Here is a 26603-nt window from a genome sequence, read left to right on the forward strand (position 1 = left end):
TCCCGTCAGGCCGCGCTCTTGCGCACGAACCGGCCGACGATCCAGTTGATCAAGGCGATGAGCAGCAGCAGGACGAGCATCGCCCAGGCCACGGCGGCAGCCGGGCCCAGGTGCCCGAGCTTCCAGCCGTAGTTGTAGAGGTAGATGCTGAGCGTCTCGTACTGGTGCTCGCTGCCGCCGACGGAGCCGAGCGTGCCGCCCTGCAGCAGCAGCGGCTCACCGAACAGCTGCATGGAGCCGATCGTCGAGATGACGATGGTGAACAGGATCGTGGGCCGCAGCGCGGGGATCGTCACCTTGCGGAACTGCTGCCAGCGCGTCGCTCCGTCGATCGAGGCGGCCTCGTACAGGTCGCTGGGCACCGCCTGCATGGCGGCGAGGTAGATCAGCGCGTTGTAGCCGGTCCAGCGCCAGATCACGATGACCGAGATGGCTATCTTCGAGGTCCACTCCCCGTTGCCCCAGTCGGTGTTGCCCGCGCCGAAGAAGTGCAGCACCCAGTTGAGGACACCGCCGTCGGCCCGGAAGACCAGGGCGAAGACCAGCGCCGCGGTGGCCACCGAGGTGGCGTACGGGGTGAGGATGACCGTCCGCCAGAACGTGCTGGCGCGCAGCTTGTAGTTGAGCAGGTGGGCCAGCCCGAGCGCCACGAGGAGCTGCGGGACGGTGGAGAGGACGCCGATGATGAAGGTGTTGGCGACCGCCGTCCAGAACTCCGAGTCCTGGAGGATCTTGGAGAAGTTGTCGAAGCCGACCCACTGGGACTGGCTCAGGCTCGTCATCTCCACCCGGTGCAGGGCGATCCAGCCGGTGTAGAGGAGGGGGTAGAGCCCGAAGGCGCCGAAGACGAGGAAGAAGGGGGCGATGTAGGCGTACGGCGAGGCGAGGTCGTCGAAGCGCCACAGCCGGCTGCGCCACCCGCCGCGGCCGTTCGGCGCGGCGCCGGAGCCGCCGGGGGGCGGGGTGCTGGTACCCCGTACGGGGGTTGTCGTTGCCACGAGGGAGTCCTTCCCTGAAGGTCTGGGCCGGGTACGGGGCGAGAGACGCGTTCGGGAACCGGGCGCCCGTCCGGCCGCTCCTTGTGCGGATGGACTGCAGTGCCGAGCGGCCCGCGCCGCGGCCTGACGTGCGTGCGGGGCCGGCCCCGGCGGGACCGGACGCCGGGTCCGGTCCCGCCGGGCACCGGCCTGGGGCCTGGTGCCTGCCCGGCCGGCGCTTCCCCGCCGGACGTGGCGGTCCGGCGGGAAGCGGCGGTCAGGGAGTGGTCCTGCCGAGCGTGGTGGTGCCGGTCCGGGTCCCGCTGTCCATGGCCCGGTGCCCGGCCCGCCCCGCTCGGCGGCCCCGCGCCCGCGACGGCGGCCGGCACACGGCTCCGCGCGGGCGGGGTGCGGGCGGCCGGTGGGGCCGCCCGCACCCGGCGGTCGTCAGCCGATCGCCTTGTCGATGGTGTCGGTGGCGTCCTTCCAGGCCTTGTCCGGCTTGGTGCCGCGCTGCTCCATGTTGTTGATCTGGGTGGAGATGGTGTCCTTGATCACGCCGTCCTTCTGACCGAGCACGGCCTCCGGGATGGAGTTGGCCTCGTCGGCGTAGATCTGCCCGATCGGGGCGTCGCTGAAGTACGGGAGCTTGGCGTTCTTCACGCTGGCCAGCTGGTACGCGCCCTTGTTGGACGGGAAGACGCCGACGGCCTTGAAGACGGCGGCCTGCTGCTCGGGGGCGGTCAGCCACTTGACCAGCTCGATGGCCTCCTTGACGTGCTTGCCGCCCTTGGGCACGGCGAGGAAGGAGCCGCCCCAGTTGGCCGCGGTGGTGCCGGGGGCCCGGGAGATGTCCCACTTGCCCTTGTAGGCGTCACCGGAGTAGGTCGAGATCTGCGCGGCCATCCAGGCGGGGCACACCACGGTGGCCACGGTGCCCTTGCGCAGCGCCGCCTGCCACGGGTCCTGGAACTGGGCCAGGCCGGCGCTGAGCTTCTTCGAGGCGGCCTCGGCGGCCAGGTTCCAGCCCTGCTTGACGGACGCGCTGTCCTTGTAGACCGGCTTGCCGGAGTTGTCGTAGTACTGCTGCGACGAGGAGCTGACGACCGCGTTGTACATGGCGCTCGCGGAGTCCATGAACTTGGTGCCGGCGGGCGCCTTCTTCTGGTACTGCTCGCCCAGCTTGAGGTAGTCCTCCCAGCCGCCCGAGACCGCCTTCGCCACGGCCTCGCGGTCGGTGGGCAGGCCCGCCTTCTCGAACAGGTCCTTGCGGTAGCACAGGGACATCGGGCCGATGTCGGTGCCGGCGCCGATCACCGAGCCGTCCTGCGCGGTCGCCTGCTTCTCCTTCCAGGAGACCCAGTCGCTCACGTTGATCGACTTGCTGAGGTCCGCGAACTTGCCCGCCTGGGTGTCCACGACCTCCTTGATGCGGCCGACCTCGATGCCCGTGACGTCGCCGAGACCGCTGCCCGAGTTCAACTGCTGAAGCAGCTTCGGGTAGTAGTCCTGCTCGTTGGCGGTGGTCTCCTCCTTGACGGTGATGTTCGGGTGGAGCTTGTGGTACTGCTCCAGCAGGCCGGCTTCCTTGTAGCCGAACTGGCCGAAGTCCGCCAGCTTGAGGGTGATGTTCCCGTTGGAGTCCGAGGCGTTCGAGTCGCCGTCGCTGCTGCAGCCGGTCAGCAGCACGGCGGAGGCCGCCAGGACCGCCGTGGCCACGGCCGCCGCTCTGCGGCCGTGGCCGCCGGTACGGGTGATGCGCATTCCACTACTCCTTGTTCCAGTGGGGAACGGACCTCAGGAATCCGACCGCCGGCGTGCGACGGCCCGGACCTGCCCTCTCGGTTCGAGCAGCGGCCAGCCCACAGCGCTCGGCGTGCGATGAAGGTGCTGGTCAACGGCGTGTCAATGGGTGCAGAGGGAAGGACCTTTGGTGGTTTCAAGCCACGGGGGAACGAGCCCCGGTCACCCCGTGGGACCGCTCCCACGCGGCATGCCGGAAGACTCGTTGCTGCCGGGCCACGTGTCAAGACTTGAAAACGGCGTTGTTGCGCAAGCGTGTTCAGCACGTCACGTTTACGTTTCACCTGAGGGAACGTCAGATGCGCCGGGCGCCCGCCGCCGCCGCTCCGTTCGCCCAGGTCAGGGCGGTACCGGTCAGGGGAACGGTGGCGTCCGGCGAGGCGCCGGGCCGGTGGCCGGACTTTTCTGGGCCAGAATGAGGCCACCCCCCACCAAGCACCGGAAGGTGAACGATGAGCACTGCCGAACTGCCGCAGCCGCACAGGATCGCGGACGTCCGGCGCCCGACTCTGAACGCCGTCGCCGCCCGGGCCGGGGTCGGCCGCGGCACCGTCTCGCGGGTGATCAACGGCTCCCCCAAGGTCAGCGACCGGTCCCGCGCCGCCGTCGAGCAGGCGATCGCCGAACTGGGCTACGTCCCCAACCGTGCCGCCCGTTCCCTGGTCACCCGCCGCACCGACTCGGTGGCCCTGGTCGTCCCCGACGCCGAGAACCGGCTCTTCTCCGAGCCGTACTTCTCGGAGATCATCCGAGGCGTCTCCGCCGGACTCGCCGGTGCCGGGATGCAGCTGCTGCTGGTGCTGGCGCGGGACGAGTCCGAGTACGCGCGCCTCGCGGCCTACCTGTCCGCACAGCGGGTGGACGGGGTGCTGATGATGGCCGTGCACAACGACGACACCCTGCCCGACCGGCTGGACGAACTGGCCGTGCCGACCGTGCTGGCCGGGCGGCGCAGCGACACCGAGCGGCTCGGGCACGTCCGCGCCGACAACCGGGGCGGCGCCCGGCTCGCGGTCGAGCACCTGCTGGCGGGCGGCCGCCGGAGCATCGCCACGATCACCGGTCCGATGGACATGGACGTGGCCCGCGAGCGCCTCGACGGCTACCGCGAGGCACTGACCCGCGCGGGCCTCGCCGCCGACGAGGACCTGATCGCGTCCGGCGACTTCACGGAGGAGGGCGGGCGCGCCGCCATGCGCGCGCTCCTGCGCCGGCGCCCCGGCCTCGACGCCGTCTTCGCCGCCTCCGACGTGATGGCCTCGGGCGCGGTCCTGGAACTGCGCGCCGCGCACCGGCGGGTGCCGCAGGACGTGGCCGTCGTCGGCTTCGACGACTCGATCGTGGCCCGGCACATCGACCCCCCGCTGACCAGCGTCCGCCAGCCCCTGGAGGAGATGGGCCGCACCATGGCGAACCTGCTGCTGGACGAGATCACCCACCGCGGCACCGGCCACCGGGCCGTGGTGCTGCCGACGGAACTGGTCGTGCGGGAGTCGGCCTAGAACCGGCCCGGAACCCCGTCCTTCGGATACCGCCAGTGGTCGGCCCATTCTCTATGGGAGCGCTCCCATGCATAATGGTCCCACTCGACTCGTGGGAGCGATTCCATGCCCGAACCGATGACCGTGTCCTTCCCTCCCGCCTTCCTCTGGGGCGCGGCGACGTCCGCGTACCAGATCGAGGGCGCGGTAGGCGAGGGCGGCCGTACCCCCTCGATCTGGGACACCTTCAGCCATACCCCCGGCAAGACGGCCGGCGGCGACACCGGCGACATCGCGGTCGACCACTACCACCGCTACCGCGACGACGTGGCCCTCATGGCCGAACTCGGCCTGAACGCCTACCGCTTCTCGGTGTCCTGGCCGCGGGTGCGGCCCACCGGCCGGGGCCCCGCCGCGCAGGCGGGCCTGGACTTCTACCGCCGGCTGGTCGACGAGCTGCTGTCCCACGGGATCAAGCCCGCCGTCACCCTCTACCACTGGGACCTGCCGCAGGAACTGGAGGACGCGGGCGGCTGGCCGGAGCGGGACACCGCGCTGCGCTTCGCGGAGTACGCGCAGCTCGTGGGCGAGGCGCTCGGTGACCGCGTGGAGCACTGGATCACCCTCAACGAGCCCTGGTGCAGCGCCTTCTTGGGCTACGCCTCCGGGGTGCACGCGCCGGGCCGGACCGAACCGGCCGCCGCCCTGCGCGCCGCCCACCACCTGAACCTGGCCCACGGGCTGGCCACGCAGGCACTGCGCTCGGTGCTGCCCGCGCACCGCTCGGTCGCGGTCAGCCTCAACTCCCAGGTGATCCGGCCGCTGACGCAGAGCCCGGCGGACCTGGCCGCGGCGCGGCGGATCGACGACCTCGCCAACGGCGTCTTCCACGGCCCGATCCTGCACGGCGCGTACCCGGCCACGCTGCTGGAGGCCACCTCGTCGGTCACCGACTGGTCGTACGTCCTCGACGGGGACCTGGCGGACATCCACCAGCCCCTGGACGCGCTGGGCCTCAACTACTACACACCGGCGCTGGTCTCCTCGCCCGGGTCCGCGCCGGACGGCCCGCGCGCGGACGGGCACGGGACGAGCACGCACTCGCCGTGGCCGGGCTCGGAGGACGTGGCGTTCCACCAGACGCCGGGCGAGCGCACCGCGATGGGCTGGACGGTCGAGCCGACGGGCCTGTACGACCTGATCACGCGCTACTCCCGCGAGGCCCCGGGGCTCCAGCTGTACGTGACGGAGAACGGCGCGGCTTACGACGACAAGCGCGGCGCCGACGGCCGGGTGCACGACCCCGAGCGCGTCGCCTATCTGCGCGCCCACCTCGCCGAGGTGAACCGCGCCATCGCCGACGGGGCCGACGTGCGCGGCTACTACCTGTGGTCCCTCATGGACAACTTCGAGTGGGCGTACGGCTACGACAAGCGGTTCGGCGCGGTCTACGTGGACTACGCGACCCAGGAGCGCACCCCCAAGTCGAGCGCCCTCTGGTACGCACGCGCGGCACGGGCCGGGGAACTGCCCCCGGTGGAGGACGTCTGACGGGCGCGTGCGGCCTCCCGCCGAAGTGGCCGAGCGGCCCGCTCGGCGGGAGGCCGGCGGCGCGCCGATGAGCGCCGGGCCCCGGTCCCGCCGCCGGACCGGCGGCGGGACGGCGGTGGCCCGCCCGGCGAAGGAGTCGGCCCCGGCCGAGGCGGGGGGCCCGGCCGGGGCCGGCTCGGTGGTGACGGCGGTCAGCCGAAGGCGGCGAACGCCTTGGCGAAGGCGTACTTGTCCTGGGTGATGGAGCTGCACGTCGGGTCGGCGGAGGGCTTGGGGCCGCCGGGGCACTGCTGGTCGCGGGCGGCCGACCACATGGACAGGCCGCCGAGGCCCTTCGACTTGGCGAAGTCCGCCAGCCGGGTGGCGTCGTCGACCTTGAAGACCTCGGAGGAGACGTCGTTGACGCCGATCATCGGGGTGACCGCGACGGCCTTCCAGGCGGCCGCGTCGGAGAGTCCGAGCACGCTCTTGACCTGGGCCTGGGTGGCGGTGGCGGCCTGCTCGGCGTAGTCGCCCATGTCGCCGCTGTAGGAGGAGCCGTAGTCCATCGCCATGATGTTGACGGTGCCGGTCCGGACGCCGTTGGCCTTGGCGTTGGTCAGCAGGTTCACGCCGTCCTGGGTGAGGCCCTCGGGCATCACCGGGAGGGTGAAGGAGACGTCCAGGTCGGGGTGCTGGGCCTGGAGCTTGGCGATGGCCTGGGCGCGGCGGGTGTTCGCGGCCGTGTCGGGCAGCGCGCCGCCCTCGACGTCGAAGTCGACCTTGGTCAGCTTGAACGCGTCGATCACCTTGCCGTACGCCGCCGCGAGCGCGTCCGCGGAGGAGCAGGTGGTGGCCAGCTCGGAGCCGGAGGCGCCGCCGAAGGAGACCCGGACGTCACCGCCCGCGGCCCGCAGCTTGCCGATCTGTGCGGCCACCGCGTCGTCGGCCGGATCGGTGACCCCGCCCCACTTGGGGGTGCAGCCGCCGCCGTCGGTGACGAACGCCAGGTTGTAGTTCTTCACCCCGGTCGCGTTCGCGGCGCCGAGCAGGTCGTAGGCCGGGTAGAGGGAGGTGTCCACGTAGGGGGCGAAGCCGGCCGAGGCGGTGGTGCCCGTGCCGGTGGTCGGGGTGGGGGTGGGGGTCGACGTCTTGGTGGGCGTGGGGGTCGGGGTCGGCGCCGGGGACTGGCTCTGGGTCGGGCGGCCGCTCGGCTCGGGGGCCGGGCCGTCGTCGGCGGAGCAGGGGGCGTCGTCGATCCGGCAGCCCGTCGGGGCGCCGCTGCCCTCGACCACGAAGCCGACGGTCACCGACGCGCCCGGGGCCAGGCCCTGGGTGTCCCAGCTCGCGGGACGCACGGTGACGTGCTGTCCGCTGACGCTCGACTCGCCGTTCCACAGCGAGGACAGCTTGGCCCCGGCCGGCAGGTCGAACTCCAGCGTCCAGGACTTCTCCCGCGCGGTGCTGTTGTTGGTGACGACGTACTGGCCGGTGTAGCCGGTCGACCAGTCGCTGGTCCTGGTGTACGCGGCGTTCACCACCGCCGCGCTCGCCGTGCCCGTGAACAGGAGCGCGCCGCCGCCGACCACGGCCGCGGCGACCAGACCGCCTATCGCCTTGTTCCTGCCACTGATCCTGCGCCGGTGCGTGCTCATACGCCTGCCTGCCTTCGTTCTCACGGGGTTTCGCACGGGGGGTGCGGTGCGGCAGCACGCTAGCGATCCGGAATCGGGCAAAGGGCCCGATGCGGACGGCGGTTCGCGATCTTAGGGTTCGCTTAAGGATGGGATCGGGGCCGGTTAAAGGTGGAGACCAGGGTGCGTGCCCGACGCCTTCGCGCGGCCCCTCGGTGGCCCCGCCCGCGCGGTCCGCGCCCGTCGGACTGGAACCGGACCCGTATCTCGGTGCCGCCCAGGACCGAGCCGCCGATGCGGACGTCGCCGCCGGTGGACTCGGCGAGCCTGCGCACGATGTCGAGGCCGAGCCCGGTCGAGCCGGCGGTTCCGGAACCCCGGCCGCGGGCCATCGCCGCCTCGGGGTCGGGTATGCCGGGGCCCGCGTCGGAGACGAGCACGATCACCGCGTCCTCGCCGTGGTGCACGTCCACCGCGAAGGCGGTGCCCTCCGGGGTGTGCCGGAAGACGTTGCCGAGCAGGGCGTCGAGCGCGGCGGCCAGGTCGGCGCGGGCGACGGGTATCCGCACCGGGCGGTCCACACCGGCCACCCGCCAGGTGCGGCCCTCGTCCTCGGCGAGCGCGGACCAGAACTCCATGCGCTCGCGCACCACTTCGGCCGCGTCACAGCCGGCGCCGGGACCGGCGGGGACCGTCTGCGGCTTGGCCTCCCGGGCCGTGCGGATGATGGTGTCCACCTCGCGCTCCAGCTGGGCGACGGCGGTGCGGGTCTGCTCGGCGGCCGGTCCGGCCCCCAGGGAGGCCGCGTTGAGCCTGAGCACGGTGAGCGGGGTGCGCAGCCGGTGCGAGAGGTCGGCGGCCAGCTCCCGTTCGTTGGCCAGGAGTTGGACGACCTGGTCGGCCATGGAGTTGAAGGCGACCGCCGCGAGCCGCAGTTCGGTCGGTCCGTCCTCCGGCACCCGGGCGCCCAGCTTGCCCTCGCCCAGTTCGCGCGCGCCCTCGACCAGCCGGCGCGCGGGCCGCACCATGCGCACCCCGAGCCGGTCGGCGACGGCGACCGAGCCGACGATCAGCGCGAGGCCGACGCCGGCCAGCACCGCCCAGGCCGTGCCGACGCCGTTGGTCACCTCCGACTCCGGTACGTACACCTCGACCACGGCGATCGAACCGGAGCCGAGCGCCACCGGCTGGAGCAGGGCGAAGCCGCCGGTGACGGTGGCCGTGGAGGCCCGGCCGAGCCTGCGCACCGCCTGGACGTCACGGTCGGCGGCGCGCCGCCCGCCGATGTCCAGCGGGCCGCGGGTGCCGTCGGCGGGCAGATGGACGGCCATCTTCGAACCGGCGCCCGCGGAGGCCACCACCCGCTCCAGCTTGTCCCGGTCGGTGGTGATGGACAGCGCGGGCGCGACCGCGGCGGCCTCCCGCTCGGCGCCCGCGAAGGCACGGTCGCGGGCCATCTCGCGGACCACCAGGCCGAGCGGCACCGCGAAGGCGACCACGACCATGGTGGTGACCGCGAGGCACACCTTGACCAGGGCCCATCTCATCGCGGTGGCTCCGCGTCCAGGGGCGGCTCCAGCTTCACCCCGACGCCCCGCAGGGTGTGCAGATAGCGCGGCCGGGCCGCCGTCTCCCCCAGTTTCCGGCGCAGCCAGGACAGATGGACGTCGATGGTCTGGTCGTCGCCGTACGACTGCTGCCAGACCTCGGCGAGGAGTTCCCTGCGGGGGACGACGACGCCGGGGCGGCCCGCGAGGAAGGCGAGCAGGTCGAACTCGCGGCGGGTGAGGTCGAGTCGGGTGCCGTCCAGCTCGGCCTGGCGGCGCAGCGGGTCCACGGTGAGGCCGCCGACGCGCAGGACGGCCGAGGGCGGGGCCTCGCCGCCGGCCGCACGGGCCCGGCGCAGCACCGCCGTTATCCGGGCGGAGAGGTGGTCGACCGAGAACGGCTTGGTGAGGTAGTCGTCCGCGCCCGCGTTGAGCAGGCGGACGATCTCCGCCTCGTCGTCCCGGGCGGTGGCGATGATGACCGGGACGTCGGTGATGCCGCGCAGCATCTTCAGGGCCTCGGAGCCGTCCAGATCGGGCAGTCCGAGGTCCAGGATCACCACGTCGAAACGGTGGTGCGCGACCTCGCGCAGCGCCTCCAGCGCGGTGCCGACGCTGCGCACGGTGTGCGAGGCGTCGGTCAACTGCCGGATGAGCGCCGAGCGTACGAACTGGTCGTCCTCGACCACGAGCACACTTGCCATGCGCCGCACCGTACGCCATGGGCGAGGACCCGGTGCGGGCCTGTGGACAACTCCGCGGCTGTGGAAAAGCCGGGGCCGCGGGGCGCGGACGGGGGCGTGAGTGCGGGGTGCGAGCGCGGGGTGGGGCAGGATGGGCGCGATGCGCAGAGGACTCGTACACGTACTGGCGTGGCTGCTCGCGACCGGCGCGGCGGTCACGTTGTCGTGGTGGGGCGTGCACACGGTGATGGCCGGCACCGCGTACGACCCGCCGCGCGCCCTGCCGGTGGTGGGCGCGGGGTCCCCGACGACGATGGCGACGGCGGCCACCGCCCCGGGCACGCGGACGGCCGACACCCCGCCGCCGTCCCGGTCACGGTCCGCTGCCCCGGCCCCCTCCCCCACCCGGACCGTCCACCGCTCCCCCGGTCCCACGCCCTCGGCCTCCGCGTCCGGCTCCGGCACGGTCAAGGCGTACGACACCGCGGGCGGCCGGGCCGTGTTCGAGCTGGGCGCGGCCGACGCCACGCTGGTCTCGGCGACGCCGGGGGCGGGCTGGTCGATGCAGGTGTGGAAGACGCCCTCGTGGATCCGGGTGGAGTTCAGCCGGGGCACGGACCGGGTGTCGGTGTTCTGCACGTGGCACGACGGACCGCCGCACGTGGAGATCGGCAGTTATTGATCGTTGGGTGGGTGATCGACGGTCGGCAATCCGCAGCCGACAGTCGACGGTCCACGGCCGCCAACCTGCGATCGCCGGCCGCCATGAGACGGTTGCCACAACCCGGCCGGCTCCCGGTCCGATCGCGTCAGCGGAAGACCGACGGCGGTGGGGCCGGCGAGTCCACGGCCGCCGCGTCCGTGACGGGGCGCGCCCCGCCGGTGAAGTCGGTGAGCCGTCTGCCGTGTTCGACCCGGGCGGTGTGCGGGTCGGAGGCGGCGCGGCGGGTCAGCTCGGCGATCGGCAGCGGCAGGTCGGAGGCGACCAGGATCGCGTTGGCGAAGCGCTTGCCGCGCAGCATGGCCGGGTCGGCGATCAGCGCGAGTTCGCCGAACCGGGCGGCGGCGGTGGCGATCTGGCCCCGCAGATGGGCGAGCGGGGGGCCGTCGGCGAGGTTGGCGGCGTAGACCCCGGACGGCTTCAGGGCGCGGCGGACCTCGTCCAGGAACTCGGTGGAGGTGAGGTGGGCGGGGGTGCGGGCGCCGCTGAAGACATCGGCGATGACCAGGTCGGCCCAGCCGTCGGGCACCTTGGCGAGTCCTTCGCGGGCGTCCGTCGAGCGCACCCGGATCCGCGCGTTGGGGTCCAGCGGCAGCTCGCGCCGCACCAGCCGGACCAGGCTCGCGTCCCGCTCCACGACCTGCTGGGTGGAGCGGGGCCGGGTCGCGGCGACGTACCGGGCCAGCGTGAGGGCGCCGCCGCCGAGGTGCACCGCGTGGACGGGCTTGCCGGGCGGGACGGCGAGGTCGATGACGTGGCCGAGGCGGCGCTGGTACTCGAAGGAGAGGTACGCCGGGTCGTCCAGGTCGACGTGCGACTGCGGCGCCCCGTCGATCGTGAGGGTCCACGCCCGGCCGCGGTCGGGGTCCGGCACGAGCCGCGCCAGCCCGCCGTCGACCGTCTCCTCGACGACACCGACGGCGACCGCCGCATCGCGCCGCGCGTTCCTCGACCTGCCCATCCCGTCATTTTCGCAGGCGCCCGCGGTAAACGTTTCAGCGGCAGTCGTCCGCGGCCCGGAGCAGCCGCGCCGCCTCGTCCAGGGCCTCGCGCAGCACCACCGGATCGGTCGCGAGATCGGCCTCCTCGCCCGGGGGCAGGAGCCAGTCGGCGCCCCGCACCGGGGGCTCCGGGGCCAGGCGCAGCCCGCGGCCGTCGGTCTCGGTGCAGGTGCTGCCCGGCACGTCCCAGCAGGCGGCGGTGCCGGCGGGCACCAGGAAGCCGAGGGTGCCGCGGTCGTCGTCGTGCAGGACGGGCCCCACCGCGACGGCGGCACCGCGCCGCAGGATGTCGACCGCTTCCAGGCCCTGCCGGGCCGATACGGTCACCAGGTCGCACGCCGTGCCGCCCGGCCCGGGCGACGACGGCGACGCGCACGGTTCGTTGCTCTGGCTGGTCTGCATGCCCGCCTCCACCACACGGCACTGTCGCGGTCCATGGGGTCCAACGCGCGGCCGTGTCAACGGCTACGGCACAAGTGCGCCGCAAAGGATGGCACTTCATGGCAGATCACGTATGAGATATCCGGTTTGTGGCCAAACCGAGCGTGGTGGCTCCGGCACAGCCGGTACGTTCTTGCTCGCCGGAATCGGGGCGTCCCTCGGGCGACACCTCCCGAGTCGCCCCGGGCCCGGCATGGTTCGACGGTTCGCACGAGAGGACCCGGCCATGGCGTCGTCTACCGTGACCTCGTCACAGCCCGAGCGGCCACCCCGGCCGAACCTCGCCTTCCGGCGGCTGCGCGGCCGGCGCTCACCGGCCGAGTTCGCGGCGCTGGTGCGGCGGGCCGCGCGGGAGATCGGTGAGCGGGTGAGCTGTGACGCGCGCTACGTCGGGCGGGTCGAGGCGGGTGAGATCCGCTGCCCCAACTACGCCTACGAACGCGTGTTCCTGCACATGTTCCCCGGCCGTACGCTCGCCGACCTCGGCTTCGCGCCCCGCTCGTCCGTCCGCGGCCGCGCGGCGCGCACGGCCCCGCGGGCGCTCGCCCCGGGCGGGACGGAGCAGGGTGCCGCCTCGGCGGGGTCCGAGCCGCAGGACCAGCAGGACGCGCAGGACCCGTATGACCCGCACGAGGGATGCGACCCGCAGGGGCCGTACCCGCACGACCATCCGAACCACGAGGAGAGCGACGTGCTGCGTCGCGCATTCATGACCGGCGGAGGAGCCACGGTGGCCGCCGCCGCGCTGGGCCCGCTGGGGCTCGCCCCGGACGCCGTGGCCGCGGCCCTGCCCCCACGCCGGCCCGGGAGCGCCGAGGCGGCGGCCCTGGAGGAGGCCGTCCGCCGGATCCGGCTGCTGGACGACCGGCACGGCGCGGACGGGCTCTACCGGCGCGCGGCGGCTCCGCTGCGCGCCGCCTACGCGCTGCTGGACGCCGGTGCCACCCGGCAGACCACGGTCGACCGGCTGCACGCGGGCGCGGGTGAACTCGCCATCTCGGTGGGCTGGCTGGCGCATGACTCCGGCCGCTTCGACGACGCCCGCTCGCACTACGCGGAGGCGCTGGCCACGGCCCGGATGACCGGAGACGAGGGGCTGGAGGCGCACGCCTTCTGCAACACCGCCTTCCTGGCCCGGGACGCGGGGCGGCCCCGGGAGGCGGTGCGGGCCGCGCAGGCCGCGCAGCGTGCGGCCCGGGGCCTGGGCTCGGACCGGCTGATGTCCCTGCTGGCGCTGCGGGAGGCGGGCGGCTGGGCGGGGCTGGCCGACCGCACCGGCTGCGCGCGGGCGCTGGTGCGGGCGCAGGCCCTGTTCGCGCGGGGGCGCTCGGGCGCCGACCCGGAGTGGATGAGCTTCTACGGCGAGGCCGAGCTGGAGGGCCTGGAGGCGCAGTGCTGGTCCATGCTGGGCGACTGGCGGCGCGCGTCCCGGCACGCGCGGCGGGCGGCGGACCTCCAGGACCCCCACTTCGCGCGGAACCTCGCGCTGTACACGGCGGAACTGGCCGACGACCTCGCCCGCGAGGGCCGTCCCGACGAGGCGGCGGAGGCGGGGATGCGGGTGCTCTCCCTGCTGGACCAGGTCCAGTCCTCCCGCATCCAGACGATGCTGGCGGGCACCGCGCGGGTGCTGCTGCCGCACCGGCGGGCCTCCGGGGTGTCGGACTTCCTGGACCGCCACAAGGCGCTGCCCCGGGTGGCGGGAGCCTGACGCGACGCGGACGAGGAAGCCCCCGCCGCCTCCGGTCGCGCGCCCGCCCCGTTCAGTCCGCCAGGTGGCCCACGTCGTTCCAGCTCTCCAGCGCCGGTTCGCCGTAGGCCCAGCCCAGGATCGACAGGGACGTCGGATTGAGGCGGATGCGGGCGCCGAAGTCCAGCGGGAAGCCCAGCCAGCGCGCGGCCAGGGAACGCAGGATGTGGCCGTGGGCGAACAGCAGGACGTCGCGGTCGGCCGAGCGGGCCCAGCCGATCACCTCGTCCACGCGGGCGGTGACCTCGGCGGTCGTCTCCCCCTCGGGGACGCCGTCGCGCCAGATCAGCCACCCGGGCCGCACCGCCTGGATCTGCGCCGGGGTCATCCCCTCGTACGCGCCGTAGTCCCACTCCAGCAGCGCGTCCCAGGTCTCGGCCCGCTCCCCGAACCCGGCGAGTTCGCAGGTCTCGCGCGCCCGCGACAGCGGGCTGGTGCGCACCTCGACGCCCGGCAGCCCGTTCAGCGGCGCCCGGTGCAGCCGCTCGCCGAGCAGCTTCGCCCCGCGCCGGCCCTCTTCCAGGAGCGGCACATCGGTCCGGCCGGTGTGCTTGCCGGACAGCGACCAGGCGGTCTGTCCGTGCCGGGCCAGCAGGATGCGCGGTGCCATGGGGGACCTTTCCGGGAGGCGTACGCCACAGGGGCGTCACAGAAACAACGAGAGTCGGCCCTTTCATCATCGCTCACCCGCGGCTCGGGCAACCCGGCGGCCACCGGTGACGTCTTTGTGGGCCGGAGCACCCTCGCGGACCGGCTCCGGAGCACCCGCACGGGTGAGGAACGGACACCGTAAAGTGGCACGGTCGCCCACCGGGCGGCCGTACCGCAGAAGGGGGAGGACGATCGGATGGCGCAGACCGAGATACCGGGCACCGGGACGGTGCCCCGCACCCGGCTGCGCTGGTGGACCGAACTGCCACTGCTCCTGCTGGTCTACGGCTGTTACTCGGCCGGCCGCCTCGTCGTGCGCGGTGACGTGGACGACGCCGTCGAGCACGGCCTGACCCTGCTGCGCGCCGAGAAGCTGCTCCACCTGAACGCCGAGCACCCCCTCAACCGCCTGTTCACCCGCGAGCCCTGGCTCGGGATACCCGCGGACTTCTGGTACGCCTCGCTGCACTACCTGGTCACGCCCGCGATCCTGGTGTGGCTGTTCCGGTACCGCGCCGAGTACTACCGGCGTGCCCGCACCTGGCTGATGACGTCCACGTTCATCGGCCTGATCGGCTTCACCCTGGTGCCGACCTGCCCGCCGCGGCTGCTCGCCGCCGGCGAGGGCTTCGTGGACACCATGGCCCACTACAGCGCGTACGGCTGGTGGGGCGGCGACGCCAGCGCGCCGCGGGGCCTGGGCGGCATGACCAACCAGTACGCGGCCATGCCGAGTCTGCACGTCGGCTGGGCGCTGTGGTGCGGGGTGATGCTGTGGCGGCACGGCGGCACCCGGCTCACCAAGGTCCTCGCCGTGGTGTACCCGCTGGGCACCGCGCTCGTCGTGATGGGCACCGCCAACCACTATCTGCTGGACGCGCTCGCCGGCATCGCCGTGATGGGCGTCGGTCACCTGCTCGCGCCGTGGGTGACGCGGGCCGCCGACCTGGTGCGGGCCCGGCTGTTCCCGGGGTCCGCGCGGGGCGCGGGTTCCCCGATTGTCAGTGGCGGATGCAAGACTTCCGCGGGTGAGCGAATTCCACGGCAGCGCGAGTCGCGGCCCGGCGCCCCAGCCGAGCCGGACGCCTCCCCCACCGACGCGGGCGAAGGGGCTCCGGCACCGGCTCGCTGAGCTGCGCGGCCCCGACGTACCGGCGAAGGCCCTGGACGCGCGCGCCCTCGCGGCGCTGGCCGCGAACCCCGGGTGCCGCAGACGGGCGATCCTGGACGGCGCCGGGGTGGACAAGGCCCGGCTGGCCGACGCGCTGGGCGCGCCCTCGGCCTTCGGGCAGTCCCAGTTCGCGCTGACCCGGGGCAACGCGTTCGAGGCGAAGGTGAAGGCGGACGGCGGCGCGGAGCTGCTGCGCCTCGCGCACACCCGGCTCGATCCGGGCGCCGAGGCACCCGAGTCGGCGGCGGTGCCCGATCTGACCGCGCCGGGCCCCGAGGGCCGTACGGCGCGCACGGCGCTGGCGCTGCGGGAGGCGACGCGCGCGGGCGGCTGGACGCTGCTCGACCACCCCATGCTGGCGCTGGACGTGGCGGGCTCGCTCGCGTTCCTGGAACCGGACGCGGTGGTGGTGCACCCCGACGGCAGCTGGTCGGTGGTGGAGATCAAGTCCTTCCCGATGCTGGACGGTTCGGCGGACCCGGCGAAGGTCGGCGCCGCGGCCCGGCAGGCGGCGGTGTACGTGCTGGCCCTGGAGGAGGTCGCCGCCCGGCTGGACCCGGCCCCGCGGGTGCGTCACCGGGTGCTGCTGGTGTGTCCCAAGGACTTCTCCAACCTGCCCGCCGGCAGCGCGGTCGACGTGCGCAAGCAGCGCGCGGTCACCGCGCGGCAGCTCACCCGGCTCACCCGGATCGAGGAGATCGCCGACGCGCTGCCCGAGGGCACCTGTTTCGCGCCCGACCGCGGCACCGAGGAACTGACGGCGGCCGTGGCCGCGGTCCCGGCCGCCTACGCGCCCGAGTGCCTGTCCGCCTGTGAACTGGCCTTCCACTGCCGCGACCGTGCCCGCTCGGCCGGCTCCGTGACCCGGCTCGGCCGCCCGCTGCGCGCCGAACTGGGCGGCCTGACCACGGTGGAGGAGGTCCTCGCGGCGGCGCACGGCGTGACCGGCGAAGCGGACGACCCGGCGGTGGCCGCCCTGCGCCGGGCGGCGGCCCTGCGCGCGGAGGCCCTCCGGGAGGCAGGGCTTCGGGAGACAGGACTTCCGGAGACAGGTCCCGGGGAGGTGGCGCCCGCATGTCGCTGATCGACACCCTGGCCCGGCTGGAGGCCGTCGGCACCGGCCGGGCCCAGCCCGCCGCCACCGTGCTGCACCGGCACGTCTCCGGGCATCCCCTGGTGTTCGTACCGCTGACCACCGCGGGCGAGACCGGCGCCCCGCTCGGCGCGCTGGTCGGCACCGACCGGGACGCGCCCCGGCTGCTGGTCGTGCCGCAGCCGCGCGACCGGGAGCTGCGCTTCGCGTTCCTCGCCGAACTGGCGGACGTGATCCTGCCGTACATCGACTCCTACGCCGGGTCCGTGGAGGCCGCCGAGCGCACCGAGACCGACCCGGAGACCGGCAAGCGGGTCAAGGTCGAGGTGGAGCTGTGCACGGACGCGCCGCAGCTGATCGTGCCGAGCCGCGCCGGCCTGGAGTTCGTGCGGCTGCTCGGCCGCTCCATGCGCTTTCGCCGTACGGCCGAGCAGGACCCGCAGGCGCCCTATCCGGCGCCGCCCCGGGTGCCGTTGCTCGGCCGCTGGCTCACCCACTACGGGGAGCGGTCCCGGGTCCCCGGCTCCGCGCTGCTGCTCGCCCTCACCGACGTGCTGTCCCGGCACTGGGCGACCGGCCAGTCCGGCCTGGAGGACCAGCACCTGGGGGCGCTGCTGGCGTGGATCGACCCCCCGGCGGGCGACAGCGGCGCCGACGCCGCGCACCGGGCCGAGCTGGCGCGGGACGCGGCCGGGCAGTTGCTGTGCCCGCCGGCCGGCCCGGCCACCGACCCGGCGTTCGACAACAAGCTGCTGGCCCCGGCGATCGAGCGGTACGACCGGGCGCGCACGGCCCTGGCCGCCGCCGAGGACCCGCTGGAAGCCGACGACCGGCTGGCCGCGCTCACCCGGGCCGAGCGGGACGTGCGGGAACTGGTCGAGAGCCGGACCCGGCCCACCTGGGACGCGGTGTGGCGGGGCCTGGACCTGCTGCGGGCGCTGCCCGAGGGCGCGCATGTGGCGGAGCGCTGGCTGCGGGACCGCTGGTCGTTCACCGGCCACCGGGACCGGGTGCTGGCCGGGGAACCCCCGCAGCCGCGCCGGGACGACGCGGTGACCGCGGCGAACAAGCTGGCCACGCGCGAGCGCGAACAGGCCCGCCTGGAGGCGCAGGAGGCACTGGACGATCCGCTGGTGATGGCGGGGCGGCGGCTGGCCGGCGAGGCGTTCGCGGGCGAGGTCACCGAGGTCGTGATGGCGTACAGCGAGGGCAGACGGCCGAGCCCGCGCCCGCTGGTGACGGTCCGCACCGAGGACCTGCCGCACCTGGCGGAGCGTGCGAAGGTCTACCGCTCGCTGGACGGCCGCCCGCAGTCGGCGGAGTTCGTGGAGCGGGCCGCAGGGGACGCGGTGGTGCTGCGGATCCTGGACAAGATGGGCCGCGGCAGGGAGCCGGAGCCCGGCTCGGTGCCCGAGAAGGGGGACCGGGTCTGCTTCACCCTCTTCGAGCACGAGCAGCGCGGCGGGGCGAAGCTGCCCGACCCGGAGGAGACCCCGTGGACCCATGGCGGGCCGCCCGGCGAGGCGGTGCCGGAGGCCGCCGATCCGATCACCGAGGAGGACGTGCTGTGACGACCGTCGACGCCGATCCCGGGGCCGCGGCCGCCCGCGCCACCGACGCGATCCTCCACGACACGCTGCACGGCACCGAGCGGGGCGTGGTGGTCGACTCCCCGCCGGGTGCCGGGAAGTCCACCCTGGTGGTCCGGGCGGCGCTGGAACTCGCCGACGCGGGGCGCCCGTTGATGGTGGTGGCGCAGACCAACGCGCAGGTCGACGACCTCGTGCTGCGCCTCGCCGAGAAGAATCCCGAGCTGCCCGTGGGCCGACTGCACAGCAGCGACGCCGACGCCTACGACAAGGCGCTGGACGACCTGCCGGGCGTGCGCACCTCGGCGAAGGCGGCGGACCTCGCGGGGCTGCCGGTGGTGCTGTCCACCGCCGCGAAGTGGGCGCACGTGACGGTGGACGAGCCGTGGCGGCACGCGATCGTGGACGAGGCATACCAGATGCGCTCGGACTCCCTGCTCGCCGTGGCCGGGCTGTTCGAACGGGCGCTGTTCGTGGGCGACCCCGGCCAGCTGGACCCGTTCGCGATCGTCGGCAGCGAGCAGTGGGCGGGGCTGTCGTACGACCCGTCGGCCTCCGCCGTGACCACCCTGCTGGCGCACAACCCGGGCCTGCCGCAGCACCGGCTGCCGGTCTCCTGGCGGCTGCCGGCCTCCGCCGCGCCCCTGGTCTCGGACGCGTTCTACCCGTACACCCCCTTCCGCAGCGGCACCGGGCACGGCGACCGCAGGCTGGGCTTCGCCGTGCCGTCCGACGGTTCGGGCCCGGACCGGGTGATCGACGAGGCCGCCGCGTCCGGCTGGGGCCTGCTGGAGCTGCCCGCCCGGCACACCCAGCGCACCGATCCGGAGGCGGTGCGCGCGGTGGCGCTGGTGGTACGGCGCCTGCTGGACCGGGGCGGCGCGGCCGTCTCCGAGCGCTCACCGGAACCGGCTCCCCTCACCGCCGCCCGGATCGCCGTCGGCACCGCCCACCGCGACCAGGCGGCCGCGGTCCGCTCCGCGCTGGCGGACCTGGGCGTCTTCGAGGTGACGGTCGACACCGCGAACCGGCTCCAGGGCCGCGAGTACGACGTCACGGTCGTCCTGCACCCGCTGTCCGGCCGCCCCGACGCCACCGCCTTCCACCTGGAGACCGGCCGCCTGTGCGTCCTGGCCTCCCGCCACCGGCACGCCTGCATCGTGGTCTGCCGCGCCGGCGTGAGCGACCTGCTCGACGACTACCCGTCCACGGAACCGGTCCAGCTCGGCACGCTGGTGAAGTTCCCGGACGGCTGGGAGGCGAACCACGCGGTCCTCTCCCACCTGGCCGAACACCGGGTGGAGTGGCGGCCGTGAGCGACGGCTCGGGCCCCTTGCGTCCGCGCGGGACAATGGACGGTGGCCCACCACAGAGGTGGTGCCCAGCGAACCGTACGAAGGTCGTACGAGGAGGAGAGAAGACATGGCGGAGCCCACGCCGCGTCGGAACGAATCGCGGCTACGCCCCGCGCCCCTGATCTTCGAGCCCGCGGAGGCGGCCGCCGATCCCGAGCACTTCTTCGACCTGGAGTCGATCGAGGATCCGCGGGCGCTGCTGGCCCGGGCGACGGAGCTGACCCAGGCGTTCCGCGCGGCCGCCGACCGGGCCGTGGAGTTCCAGGCCATCGCCGCGGCCCAGCTCGCCGACCCGCGCCGGTTCGACCGGCTGACGGCCGCCGACATCGCCGATCGGGCCGAGTGGACCGAGGACTACGCGAAGAAGATGGTCGAGTTCGGCCGGGACCTGATGCGCGGCAACAGCGAGGGACGGACCTCCGCCGACCCCGTGTGACCCCGCGGTGATTCCGTGCGCCCCGGGTGATCCCTCACCTGGCATATGCCAGGCGGGCAAGATACTCCCCGTCTCCTCCCCTGTCCCGGTTTTCCGCAACTCAGGAGAATCGGTTGCTCACGGCGGGTAGATCTGGACGACATGAGCAGTACGCCGAACGTCACCCGCGTCACCCCCGACGGCGCCGCCTGGCTGGCCTCCGCCGGGACGTACCCGCCGTACACGTCCGCCCCGGCCGCCCTGCCCTGCGGCACCGTCTTCGACGTGGTGAGCGCCCCGGTCGTCTTCGGGCGCCGGATGCTGGACCGCCTGTGGGAGGAGGGCCCCGGTTCCGGCCCGGTCGCGATGTCCCGCGGCCGGATGCTGCTGTTCTGCGCCCCCGGCACCGCCCACCGGCTGCCCTCGCTGCTGGCCTGGGAGGAGTGGGGCTCGCACCGGGCGGCGGCGGTACCGCCCCTGCTGTGCCACGGCACGGGCGACGCGGTGACCGTCCCGTCGCCGGACGGCGGCGACACCTGCGGCGGGCCCCGCTGGGTGGTCGCCCCGGACGCGCGCCGGCCCTGGCTGCCGGGCCCGGAGGTGCTGCTGTGGGCGGCCGTGCGGGCGGCACGCACGGCGGTGCGGATATCGATTTTTCCTCCCGCCGACGAGGATGCTAAGGTCTACGACGTCAGCAGGCGCCGCTAGCTCAGTTGGTTAGAGCAGCTGACTCTTAATCAGCGGGTCCGGGGTTCGAGTCCCTGGCGGCGCACGCGACGGCGAGGGCGATTTACGACCGCAAAAAACGCGGCCGTAAATCGCCCTCGCTGTTTTTGCGCGGCTTCGCCGGCGCGTCGTGGGGGCTCCGCCACCCACACCCCCGCCACGGTCGGCCCCGCCGCCTTCGGCCCGGTGACCGCCGGCCGAAAAGTCACCCCGTGATCCGCTGTGTGATCTGCACGGTCCACGCCCCCGAGGCCGTCCGGTCCTCCGCCTCGATCTTCACGCCCGCGCCCGGGACGGTGAAACTCTCCCCCAGCGCGATCGGGGCGTCCGCGAGGGGCGGGTAGACCGAGTCGTCCGGGCAGGCCGCGGTGTGCGGGTGGGCGTCGACCACCTCGACGGGACCGCCGCCGGACTCGGCGCCGCTGCGCACCCGGTAGACAAGGATGCCCTCGCGGCAGGTGGTGCGGTCGTTGCCGGCGGCGGTGCGGGCCTCCACCGCGATGACGCTGTCCGGGCCGGTGCGCACCACCGCCAGCTTCAGCCCGTCGCCGAGACCGAAGGCGGGCGCCCCGGCGGCCCCCTGCACGGGGATGCCGGGCCCCGCCGCGAGGGGCTCCAGGGTGAGCCGGGTCGGCCCGGCGCCGCGGACGCACATCACCTGGCGCGGATCCAGCCAGCCGAGCCGCCACTTGTGCCAGGCGAACATGTCGGGCGACAGGCCGAACTGGCTGCCCATCAGGTCCCAGTCGCCGACATAGGTGTCCCAGTCCCCCTTGCCGTCGGCCGGGCGGTGGTAGAGGTCGGGCAGGTCGAAGACGTGGCCGGTCTCATGGGCGAGGACCAGCCGGTCCGGCGGATGCTTCTCGAACACCGTGACGACCCGCCGTACGTCCGTGCCGTCCACGTGGACGGGCGTGTCCAGGTTGACGACCTTGGTGGCGTCGGAGTCCACTCCGGGCGCGTCCGGGTCCGCGACGAGGTACACCACCTGGTAGCGGGAGAAGTCGACGGCTTTGTCGGCCACTTTGAAGGCGTCCCGCAGATACGCGGCCCGGTCCTCGGCGGCCCAGTCCCGCCGCACGGCGTACGCCGTGGACGGACGGGGCATACGCAACCAGTGGCCCAGCGGATGCGCGCGCAGGGTGAACCTGCCGTAGGAGGCCTGCTCGAAGTAGCGGCTGGTCTGCGGGAAGTGATCGGCGGTCAGCTCCGCCGGGGTGGTCTGCGGGACCGCGTCCGGGAACGACAGGAAGATCATGACGGCGTTCAGCGCCCTGGTGGGGCGGGCGTAGTCCGCGTCCCAGGTGTCCGCCCCCTCGGAGTGGCGGGCACCGGTGCGGTGCAGGGCGCACGGGGCCGTGGCGAAGGGCTCGGCGACCGACGGTCCGGCGATGATCGAGGTCGCGGCCAGCGCCGACAACGTGGTGCACACGGCGGCGGTGCTGCGCAGCAGGGGCACGGACATGACCTCCGGACGCGGTTCGACGGACCCGCACCCAGATTGCTGTGTTTCGCCACTCCATGTCCTGTTTGTCTGCACCGGAAGAGTGAGCACTCCCCATTCGGGCGCCAGGCGCACGACGGCGCACGACATCACCGCATCACTCACGGAACGTCACAACTGGTCGACGGCCTCAATAACCCGTCCAGGTGCGGGCAGAAACGATCTGTCAGAAAGTCCCACCGGTCCGGGAGACTGGACGGTGGCTGGAAGGGCCCGGGGCCAGCCTCTATGATCGGCACACTTTCCGGCACGGACAGAGATCGAGTGCACTGCGGGAGCGAGCGGTGAGCGGAACGTCCGAAGGGCCGACGCCCGCGGCAGACCTCGACCGGTCAGCCGTCACAGACAGTGATCACACCACCTACGACCGTGTCTTCGGGGCGGCCCCGCTCGCCATGGCCGTCGTGGACCACGCGGGAATCGTCGTCCGCGCCAACCCCGCCTTCGGCGAACTCCTCGGCCTCGACTGCGCCTCCCTCGCCGGCCGGGCCGCCGCCGACCTGGTGGACCTGACCGCCGACGTCCGCTCCTGGCACGCCTACCGCGAGGTGCTGAGCGGCCGGCAGGCCCGGCTGCGCTGCACCCGCCGGCTGAAGCACCCCGGGGGCAACTCGGTGTGGGTGCAGCTCACCGTCGCCCCGCTGACCGACGGCGAGGCGGGCGTGCTGCTGTCCGTCGCCGACATCAGCGCCCGGCGCGAACTCCAGGCGCGGCTGCGGCACTTGCAGATGCACGACCCGGTGACCCGGCTGCCCAACCGCACCCTGTTCTTCGAGCGGTTGTCGGCCGCGCTGGAGGCGGAGTCGTACGAGCGCGGCGGCACCGGCCGGATCGGACTGTGCTACCTGGACCTGGACGGGTTCAAGGCCGTCAACGACACCCTCGGCCACCGGGTCGGCGACCGGCTGCTCGCGGCCGTCGCCGAGCGGCTGACCACGGTCGCCGACGCGGCCGGGTACGCCCGCGCCGCCACCCCGCTGGTGGCCCGGCTCGGCGGCGACGAGTTCGCGCTGCTGGTGGAGGACTCCACCGGCACCGAACAGCTCGCCGACCTCGCCGAGTCGGCGCTCAAGTCCCTTGAGGAGCCCTTCGACCTGGCCGGGCAGCGGCTGTCGCTGACGGCCTCCATCGGTGTGGTGGAACGCCACGCGGCGGGCACCACCGCGACCGGTCTGATGCAGGCGGCCGATACGACGCTCTACTGGGCGAAGGCCGACGGCAAGGCGCGCTGGACCCTGTTCGACCCCGAGCGCAACGCGCACCGGATGACCCGCCAGGCTCTCTCCTCCACCCTGCGCCCCGCCATCGAGCGCGGCGAGTTCGTGCTGGACTACCAGCCGCTGGTGGGCATGGAGGACGGCCGGCTGTCCGGGGTCGAGGCGCTGGTGCGCTGGCACCATCCGCAGTTCGGCACGCTGACGCCGAATCGGTTCATCGGGCTGGCCGAGGAGGACGGTTCGATCGTGCAGCTAGGCCGCTGGGCGCTGGTCACCGCCTGCCGGCAGGCCCGCCGCTGGCAGCTGGACCACCCCGGCGAGCCGCCGATCTTCGTCAGCGTGAACGTGGCCGTGCGCCAGGTGTGGGACTCCGACCTGGTGGCCGATGTGGCGCAGACCCTCGCGGAGACCGGGCTGGCCCCGCACCTGTTGCAGCTGGAGCTGACCGAGTCCGCGGTGATGGGCTCGGCGGGCCGCCCGCTCCAGGCGTTGCAGGCCCTGAGCGACATGGGGGTGCGCATCGCCATCGACGACTTCGGCACCGGCTACTCCAACCTCGCCTACCTCAGCCGGCTGCCGGTCTCCGCGCTGAAGCTGGACGGTTCCTTCGTCCGCGGCTTCCAGTACGAGGAGGCGCCCAAGGGGGTGCCGCCGAACCCCGCCGACGAGGTGATCGTGGAGGCGATGATCCAGCTGGCCCACCGGCTCGGGCTGACGGTCACCGCCGAGTGCGTGGAGACCGCGGCACAGGCGAGCCGGCTGCGGCGGATCGGCTGCGACACCGGACAGGGCTGGCTGTACTCCCGCCCGGTGCCGCCGGACCGCATCTCCGAGCTGCTGGGCGCCCGCAGCTACGCGGCGGGAAAGCCCTGACCGGCCCTACGCGGTGGGCAGTCCATAGGCGTCGGCGATCAACTCGTAGGAGCGAACGCGCAGTTCGCCCCGGTGGGCGTGGGTGGTGAGCATCAGCTCGTCGGCCCCGGTGCGCTTTTGCAGCTCGTCGAGGCCGGTCCGCACCTCGTCGGCGGTGCCGTACACCACGTTGGACGACCAGGAGTCGATGAACTCCTCCTCCATCGGGCCGAGTTCCTGCCGCTCGGCCTCCGCGGGGTCGGGGAACAGACCGGGGCGGCCGGTGCGCAGCCGGAGCATGTTCAGGCCCATCGCGCGGGTCTGGCGGCGCGCCTCGCCCTCCTCGTCGGTGGCCAGCGCGGAGACGCCGATCAGGGCGTACGGCTCGGCCAGCACCTCGGAGGGCCGGAAGGTCTGGCGGTACAGGTCGAGCGCGGGGATGGTGTTCTGCGCCGAGAAGTGGTGCGCGAAGGCGAACGGCAGGCCGAGCATGCCGGCCAGCTGGGCGGAGAACCCGGAGGAGCCGAGCAGCCAGATCGGCGGGCGGTGCGGGGACTGGACCCCGCCCGGGGTGCTCCCCTGGATCGGGCCCGGGATGGCGTGGATGCGCCGGTAGGGGTGGCCGTCGGGGAAGTCGTCGTCGAGGAAGCGGGTCAGCTCGGCGAGCTGCTGCGGGAAGTCGTCGGCGCCCTCGTTCAGGGTGTCGGTGCGGCGCAGGGCCGCGGCCGTGGCGCCGTCGGTGCCGGGGGCCCGGCCGAGCCCGAGGTCGACCCGGCCCGGCGCCATCGCCTCCAGCGTGCCGAACTGCTCGGCGATCACCAGGGGGGCGTGGTTGGGCAGCATGACGCCGCCCGAGCCGAGCCGGATGCGGTCGGTGTGGGCGGCGAGGTGGGCGAGGATCACGGCCGGCGAGGAGGAGGCGACGCCGGGCATGGAGTGGTGCTCGGCGACCCAGTAGCGGTGGAACCCGCGGGCCTCGGTGAGCCGGGACAGCTCGACGCTGGTGCGCAGGGCGTCGGTGGCGGTGCGGCCCGCGCCGACGGTCACCAGGTCCAGCACGGAGAGGGGGACGGGCGCGGTGCCGTGCGTCGTTCCCCGGATCTCGTCTGCCTCGTCTGCCGACACGGTGAGGGCCTCCTGTTCGCGGCGTGAGCTGTGCCGGAGGGTGACAACCGGGGGCGGCCCCCGGTTATTCCGCCGCCGGCCGCCCGGTCCCGGCACTCAGACCTGGACCAGCGGTTCCCGGGTGAACAGCGTCCCCAGCTCCGGCGCGTTCACCCGCCGGTCGGCGAGCCGCAGGCCCTCCCACACGGTGACCTGGTTGGCGGTGAGCACCGGCTTGGACAGGGACTTCTCCAGCAGTCCGAGGCAGGCGGCCGTGTGCAGGGCGGTGTCCGGCAGCAGCACCGCGTCCGCGCCGGGGTCGTCCGCGGCCCGCGCGAGCGTCAGTACCTCCTCCTCGCCCCAGCGCGCCGCCTCGGCGGCGGTGACGACCCCCGAGGAGTGCACGGCGGTCACCTCCAGGCCGGCCGCCCGCAGGAACTCGGCGAACAGCGCGGTGACGTCCTCCGGGTAGGTGGCGCCCACGGCGACCCGCCGCACCCCCAGCTCACGGGCCGCGTGCACGAAGCCGAAGGACGTCGAGGAGGCCGGCATCCCGGCCAGCCGGGCCAGCGTGCGCACCTGGTCCTGGGCGCCCTGCCAGCCGTGCACGAAGCCGCCGCTGGTGCACGCCCACACCACCGTCTCGGCACCGGCCAGCCGCAGCCGCTCCATGCCCTCGCGCAGCCGCTCGGCGGAGCCCATCTCGCGCAGCGCGGCCACCCGCTGCGCGCCCTCGCCGATGTCGGTGTGGACCAGGTCCACCCGGATGTCGCTGCCCAGGAGCTGCTCGATGCGCGGATAGTCGTCCTCGGCGAAGTGGCCCGGGTAGAGGAATCCGAGTGCGGTCATGTCCAGCCTTCCTGCGTCCGGTCGTGCGGTACGGGCCGTGTCCGGGCACCCTCGTGCGGCGGCGCCCGGTACGGTTCCACGGCTCGGGTACCCAGCCTCCGCGGCGCAGCCCACATCGCGACCTGGTTGGCCGAGAGCGGACGGCACGCGGGCCGTGCGGGGCGTCACCGGGGCGAGGCGCTCGGTGCCGGCCGGCGCGGTGCCGCGCCCGGGGCGCCGGAGGTGGTGACGCGGGGCCGGGCCCGGACCCGGATCACGGCCGCGCACCTCGCCCGCGGCCCCGCCGGGGAAGCCGCCCGGGGCGCGGGCGAGCGCTCCGGGGTCACGGCGGTCGGGGCGCGCACCGCCGTGCCTCCCGTCGGGGCCGCCCGGAAGGGCGCGTCCGTCGCGGGCACCGGCCGCACCCTCGAAGGACGGGGAGGACGGGGAGGACGGGGAGGCCGGGGAGGACGGGGAGGACGGGGACAACGGATGGCGGGAACGCCCGTGTTGACGACGGTGGGCCGGGG

Annotated in this window: 22 protein-coding genes, 1 tRNA gene and 1 pseudogene; 12 read left to right on the top strand and 12 right to left on the bottom strand. The window is 73.9% G+C overall.

Features of this window, described 5'->3' with window-relative positions; genetic code table 11:
• Positions 1-5 precede the first annotated feature (5 nt).
• Together BLW85_RS15700 and BLW85_RS15705 are read right to left on the bottom strand one after the other, a co-directional pair.
• The gene (locus BLW85_RS15700; RefSeq protein ID WP_070027384.1) at positions 6-998 is read right to left on the bottom strand and encodes a carbohydrate ABC transporter permease; all 993 of its coding nucleotides are present in this window, start codon (positions 996-998) and stop codon (positions 6-8) included.
• A 426-nt stretch (positions 999-1424) separates the two neighbouring features.
• Complete coding sequence (locus tag BLW85_RS15705) at positions 1425-2741, bottom strand: ABC transporter substrate-binding protein (RefSeq protein WP_070027383.1); 1317 nt, start codon at positions 2739-2741, stop codon at positions 1425-1427.
• Between the two features lie 491 nt (positions 2742-3232).
• Here BLW85_RS15705 and BLW85_RS15710 point away from each other — a divergent pair, with 491 nt between their 5' ends.
• Positions 3233-4282, top strand: coding sequence for a LacI family DNA-binding transcriptional regulator (locus tag BLW85_RS15710; protein ID WP_074992379.1), 1050 nt, complete (start codon positions 3233-3235; stop codon positions 4280-4282).
• 105 nt (positions 4283-4387) lie between these two features.
• Entirely contained in the window at positions 4388-5812 is a 1425-nt protein-coding gene (locus BLW85_RS15715) for a GH1 family beta-glucosidase (RefSeq protein ID WP_070027381.1), read from the top strand.
• A gap of 191 nt (positions 5813-6003) precedes the next feature.
• Here the strand turns inward: BLW85_RS15715 and BLW85_RS15720 are convergent, their stop codons facing one another.
• The 3 genes from BLW85_RS15720 to BLW85_RS15730 all read right to left on the bottom strand — a co-directional run bounded on the left by BLW85_RS15720 (position 6004) and on the right by BLW85_RS15730 (position 9676).
• Positions 6004-7446: a glycoside hydrolase family 18 protein gene (locus BLW85_RS15720; RefSeq protein WP_074992380.1), complete on the bottom strand. Its 1443-nt coding sequence runs from the start codon at positions 7444-7446 to the stop codon at positions 6004-6006.
• A 122-nt stretch (positions 7447-7568) separates the two neighbouring features.
• Positions 7569-8972: a sensor histidine kinase gene (locus BLW85_RS15725; protein WP_070027379.1), complete on the bottom strand. Its 1404-nt coding sequence runs from the start codon at positions 8970-8972 to the stop codon at positions 7569-7571.
• Positions 8969-9676, bottom strand: coding sequence for a response regulator transcription factor (locus tag BLW85_RS15730; RefSeq protein ID WP_070027378.1), 708 nt, complete (start codon positions 9674-9676; stop codon positions 8969-8971). Before BLW85_RS15730 ends, BLW85_RS15725 begins: the two co-directional genes overlap by 4 nt.
• A gap of 139 nt (positions 9677-9815) precedes the next feature.
• On the opposite strand from BLW85_RS15730, the gene BLW85_RS15735 reads away from it, so the two are divergent.
• Positions 9816-10337 carry a hypothetical protein gene (locus tag BLW85_RS15735; protein ID WP_074992381.1) on the top strand — a complete coding sequence of 174 codons (522 nt, stop codon included), beginning with the start codon at positions 9816-9818 and terminating at the stop codon, positions 10335-10337.
• Between the two features lie 127 nt (positions 10338-10464).
• On the opposite strand, the gene BLW85_RS15740 is transcribed toward BLW85_RS15735, so the two are convergent.
• A complete protein-coding gene (locus BLW85_RS15740; protein ID WP_074992382.1) occupies positions 10465-11337 on the bottom strand; it encodes a spermidine synthase in 873 nt (290 codons plus the stop codon).
• A gap of 34 nt (positions 11338-11371) precedes the next feature.
• Entirely contained in the window at positions 11372-11779 is a 408-nt protein-coding gene (locus BLW85_RS15745; protein WP_074996087.1) for a hypothetical protein, read from the bottom strand.
• 265 nt (positions 11780-12044) lie between these two features.
• On the opposite strand from BLW85_RS15745, the gene BLW85_RS15750 reads away from it, so the two are divergent.
• Positions 12045-13529: an NsdA family TPR-like regulatory protein gene (locus tag BLW85_RS15750; protein WP_107409129.1), complete on the top strand. Its 1485-nt coding sequence runs from the start codon at positions 12045-12047 to the stop codon at positions 13527-13529.
• A gap of 52 nt (positions 13530-13581) precedes the next feature.
• Here BLW85_RS15750 and BLW85_RS15755 read toward each other — a convergent pair whose 3' ends face one another.
• Entirely contained in the window at positions 13582-14178 is a 597-nt protein-coding gene (locus tag BLW85_RS15755; RefSeq protein ID WP_070027374.1) for a histidine phosphatase family protein, read from the bottom strand.
• A 237-nt stretch (positions 14179-14415) separates the two neighbouring features.
• On the opposite strand from BLW85_RS15755, the gene BLW85_RS15760 reads away from it, so the two are divergent.
• The 7 genes from BLW85_RS15760 to BLW85_RS15790 all read left to right on the top strand — a co-directional run bounded on the left by BLW85_RS15760 (position 14416) and on the right by BLW85_RS15790 (position 20614).
• Positions 14416-15351 (top strand): phosphatase PAP2 family protein, encoded by a 936-nt coding sequence (locus tag BLW85_RS15760; RefSeq protein WP_070027373.1) that lies wholly within the window; start codon positions 14416-14418, stop codon positions 15349-15351.
• Positions 15248-16474: a hypothetical protein gene (locus BLW85_RS15765; RefSeq protein WP_079172343.1), complete on the top strand. Its 1227-nt coding sequence runs from the start codon at positions 15248-15250 to the stop codon at positions 16472-16474. The genes BLW85_RS15760 and BLW85_RS15765 overlap by 104 nt, the downstream gene beginning before the upstream one ends.
• On the top strand, positions 16465-18054 hold the full coding sequence (locus BLW85_RS15770) for a hypothetical protein (protein ID WP_074992383.1): 1590 nt from the start codon (positions 16465-16467) through the stop codon (positions 18052-18054). Before BLW85_RS15765 ends, BLW85_RS15770 begins: the two co-directional genes overlap by 10 nt.
• On the top strand, positions 18051-19388 hold the full coding sequence (locus BLW85_RS15775; protein ID WP_074992384.1) for an AAA domain-containing protein: 1338 nt from the start codon (positions 18051-18053) through the stop codon (positions 19386-19388). Before BLW85_RS15770 ends, BLW85_RS15775 begins: the two co-directional genes overlap by 4 nt.
• Positions 19389-19494: 106 nt before the next feature.
• A complete protein-coding gene (locus tag BLW85_RS15780) occupies positions 19495-19863 on the top strand; it encodes a hypothetical protein (protein WP_074992385.1) in 369 nt (122 codons plus the stop codon).
• A 141-nt stretch (positions 19864-20004) separates the two neighbouring features.
• A complete protein-coding gene (locus tag BLW85_RS15785) occupies positions 20005-20550 on the top strand; it encodes a hypothetical protein (protein WP_074992386.1) in 546 nt (181 codons plus the stop codon).
• Positions 20541-20614 (top strand) — tRNA-Lys (locus tag BLW85_RS15790). Before BLW85_RS15785 ends, BLW85_RS15790 begins: the two co-directional genes overlap by 10 nt.
• A gap of 159 nt (positions 20615-20773) precedes the next feature.
• Here BLW85_RS15790 and BLW85_RS15795 read toward each other — a convergent pair.
• Positions 20774-22033 carry a M6 family metalloprotease domain-containing protein gene (locus BLW85_RS15795; protein ID WP_074992387.1) on the bottom strand — a complete coding sequence of 420 codons (1260 nt, stop codon included), beginning with the start codon at positions 22031-22033 and terminating at the stop codon, positions 20774-20776.
• Positions 22034-22356: 323 nt separating this feature from the next.
• Between BLW85_RS15795 and BLW85_RS15800 the strand changes: the two genes are divergently transcribed.
• Positions 22357-24162 (top strand): putative bifunctional diguanylate cyclase/phosphodiesterase, encoded by a 1806-nt coding sequence (locus tag BLW85_RS15800; protein WP_070027367.1) that lies wholly within the window; start codon positions 22357-22359, stop codon positions 24160-24162.
• A gap of 6 nt (positions 24163-24168) precedes the next feature.
• Here the strand turns inward: BLW85_RS15800 and BLW85_RS15805 are convergent, their stop codons facing one another.
• From BLW85_RS15805 to BLW85_RS41045, 3 genes and pseudogenes are all read right to left on the bottom strand, one after another.
• A complete protein-coding gene (locus BLW85_RS15805; RefSeq protein ID WP_070027366.1) occupies positions 24169-25266 on the bottom strand; it encodes an LLM class flavin-dependent oxidoreductase in 1098 nt (365 codons plus the stop codon).
• Positions 25267-25362: 96 nt separating this feature from the next.
• Positions 25363-26094 carry a maleate cis-trans isomerase family protein gene (locus tag BLW85_RS15810; protein ID WP_074992388.1) on the bottom strand — a complete coding sequence of 244 codons (732 nt, stop codon included), beginning with the start codon at positions 26092-26094 and terminating at the stop codon, positions 25363-25365.
• Positions 26091-26231 (bottom strand): annotated as a pseudogene (locus tag BLW85_RS41045) (maleate cis-trans isomerase family protein); the annotation flags it as partial. The pseudogene BLW85_RS41045 and the gene BLW85_RS15810, both read right to left, overlap by 4 nt.
• Between the last annotated feature and the right edge of the window lie 372 nt (positions 26232-26603).

This window comes from Streptomyces misionensis, from assembly GCF_900104815.1.
Classification (GTDB): domain Bacteria; phylum Actinomycetota; class Actinomycetes; order Streptomycetales; family Streptomycetaceae; genus Streptomyces; species Streptomyces misionensis.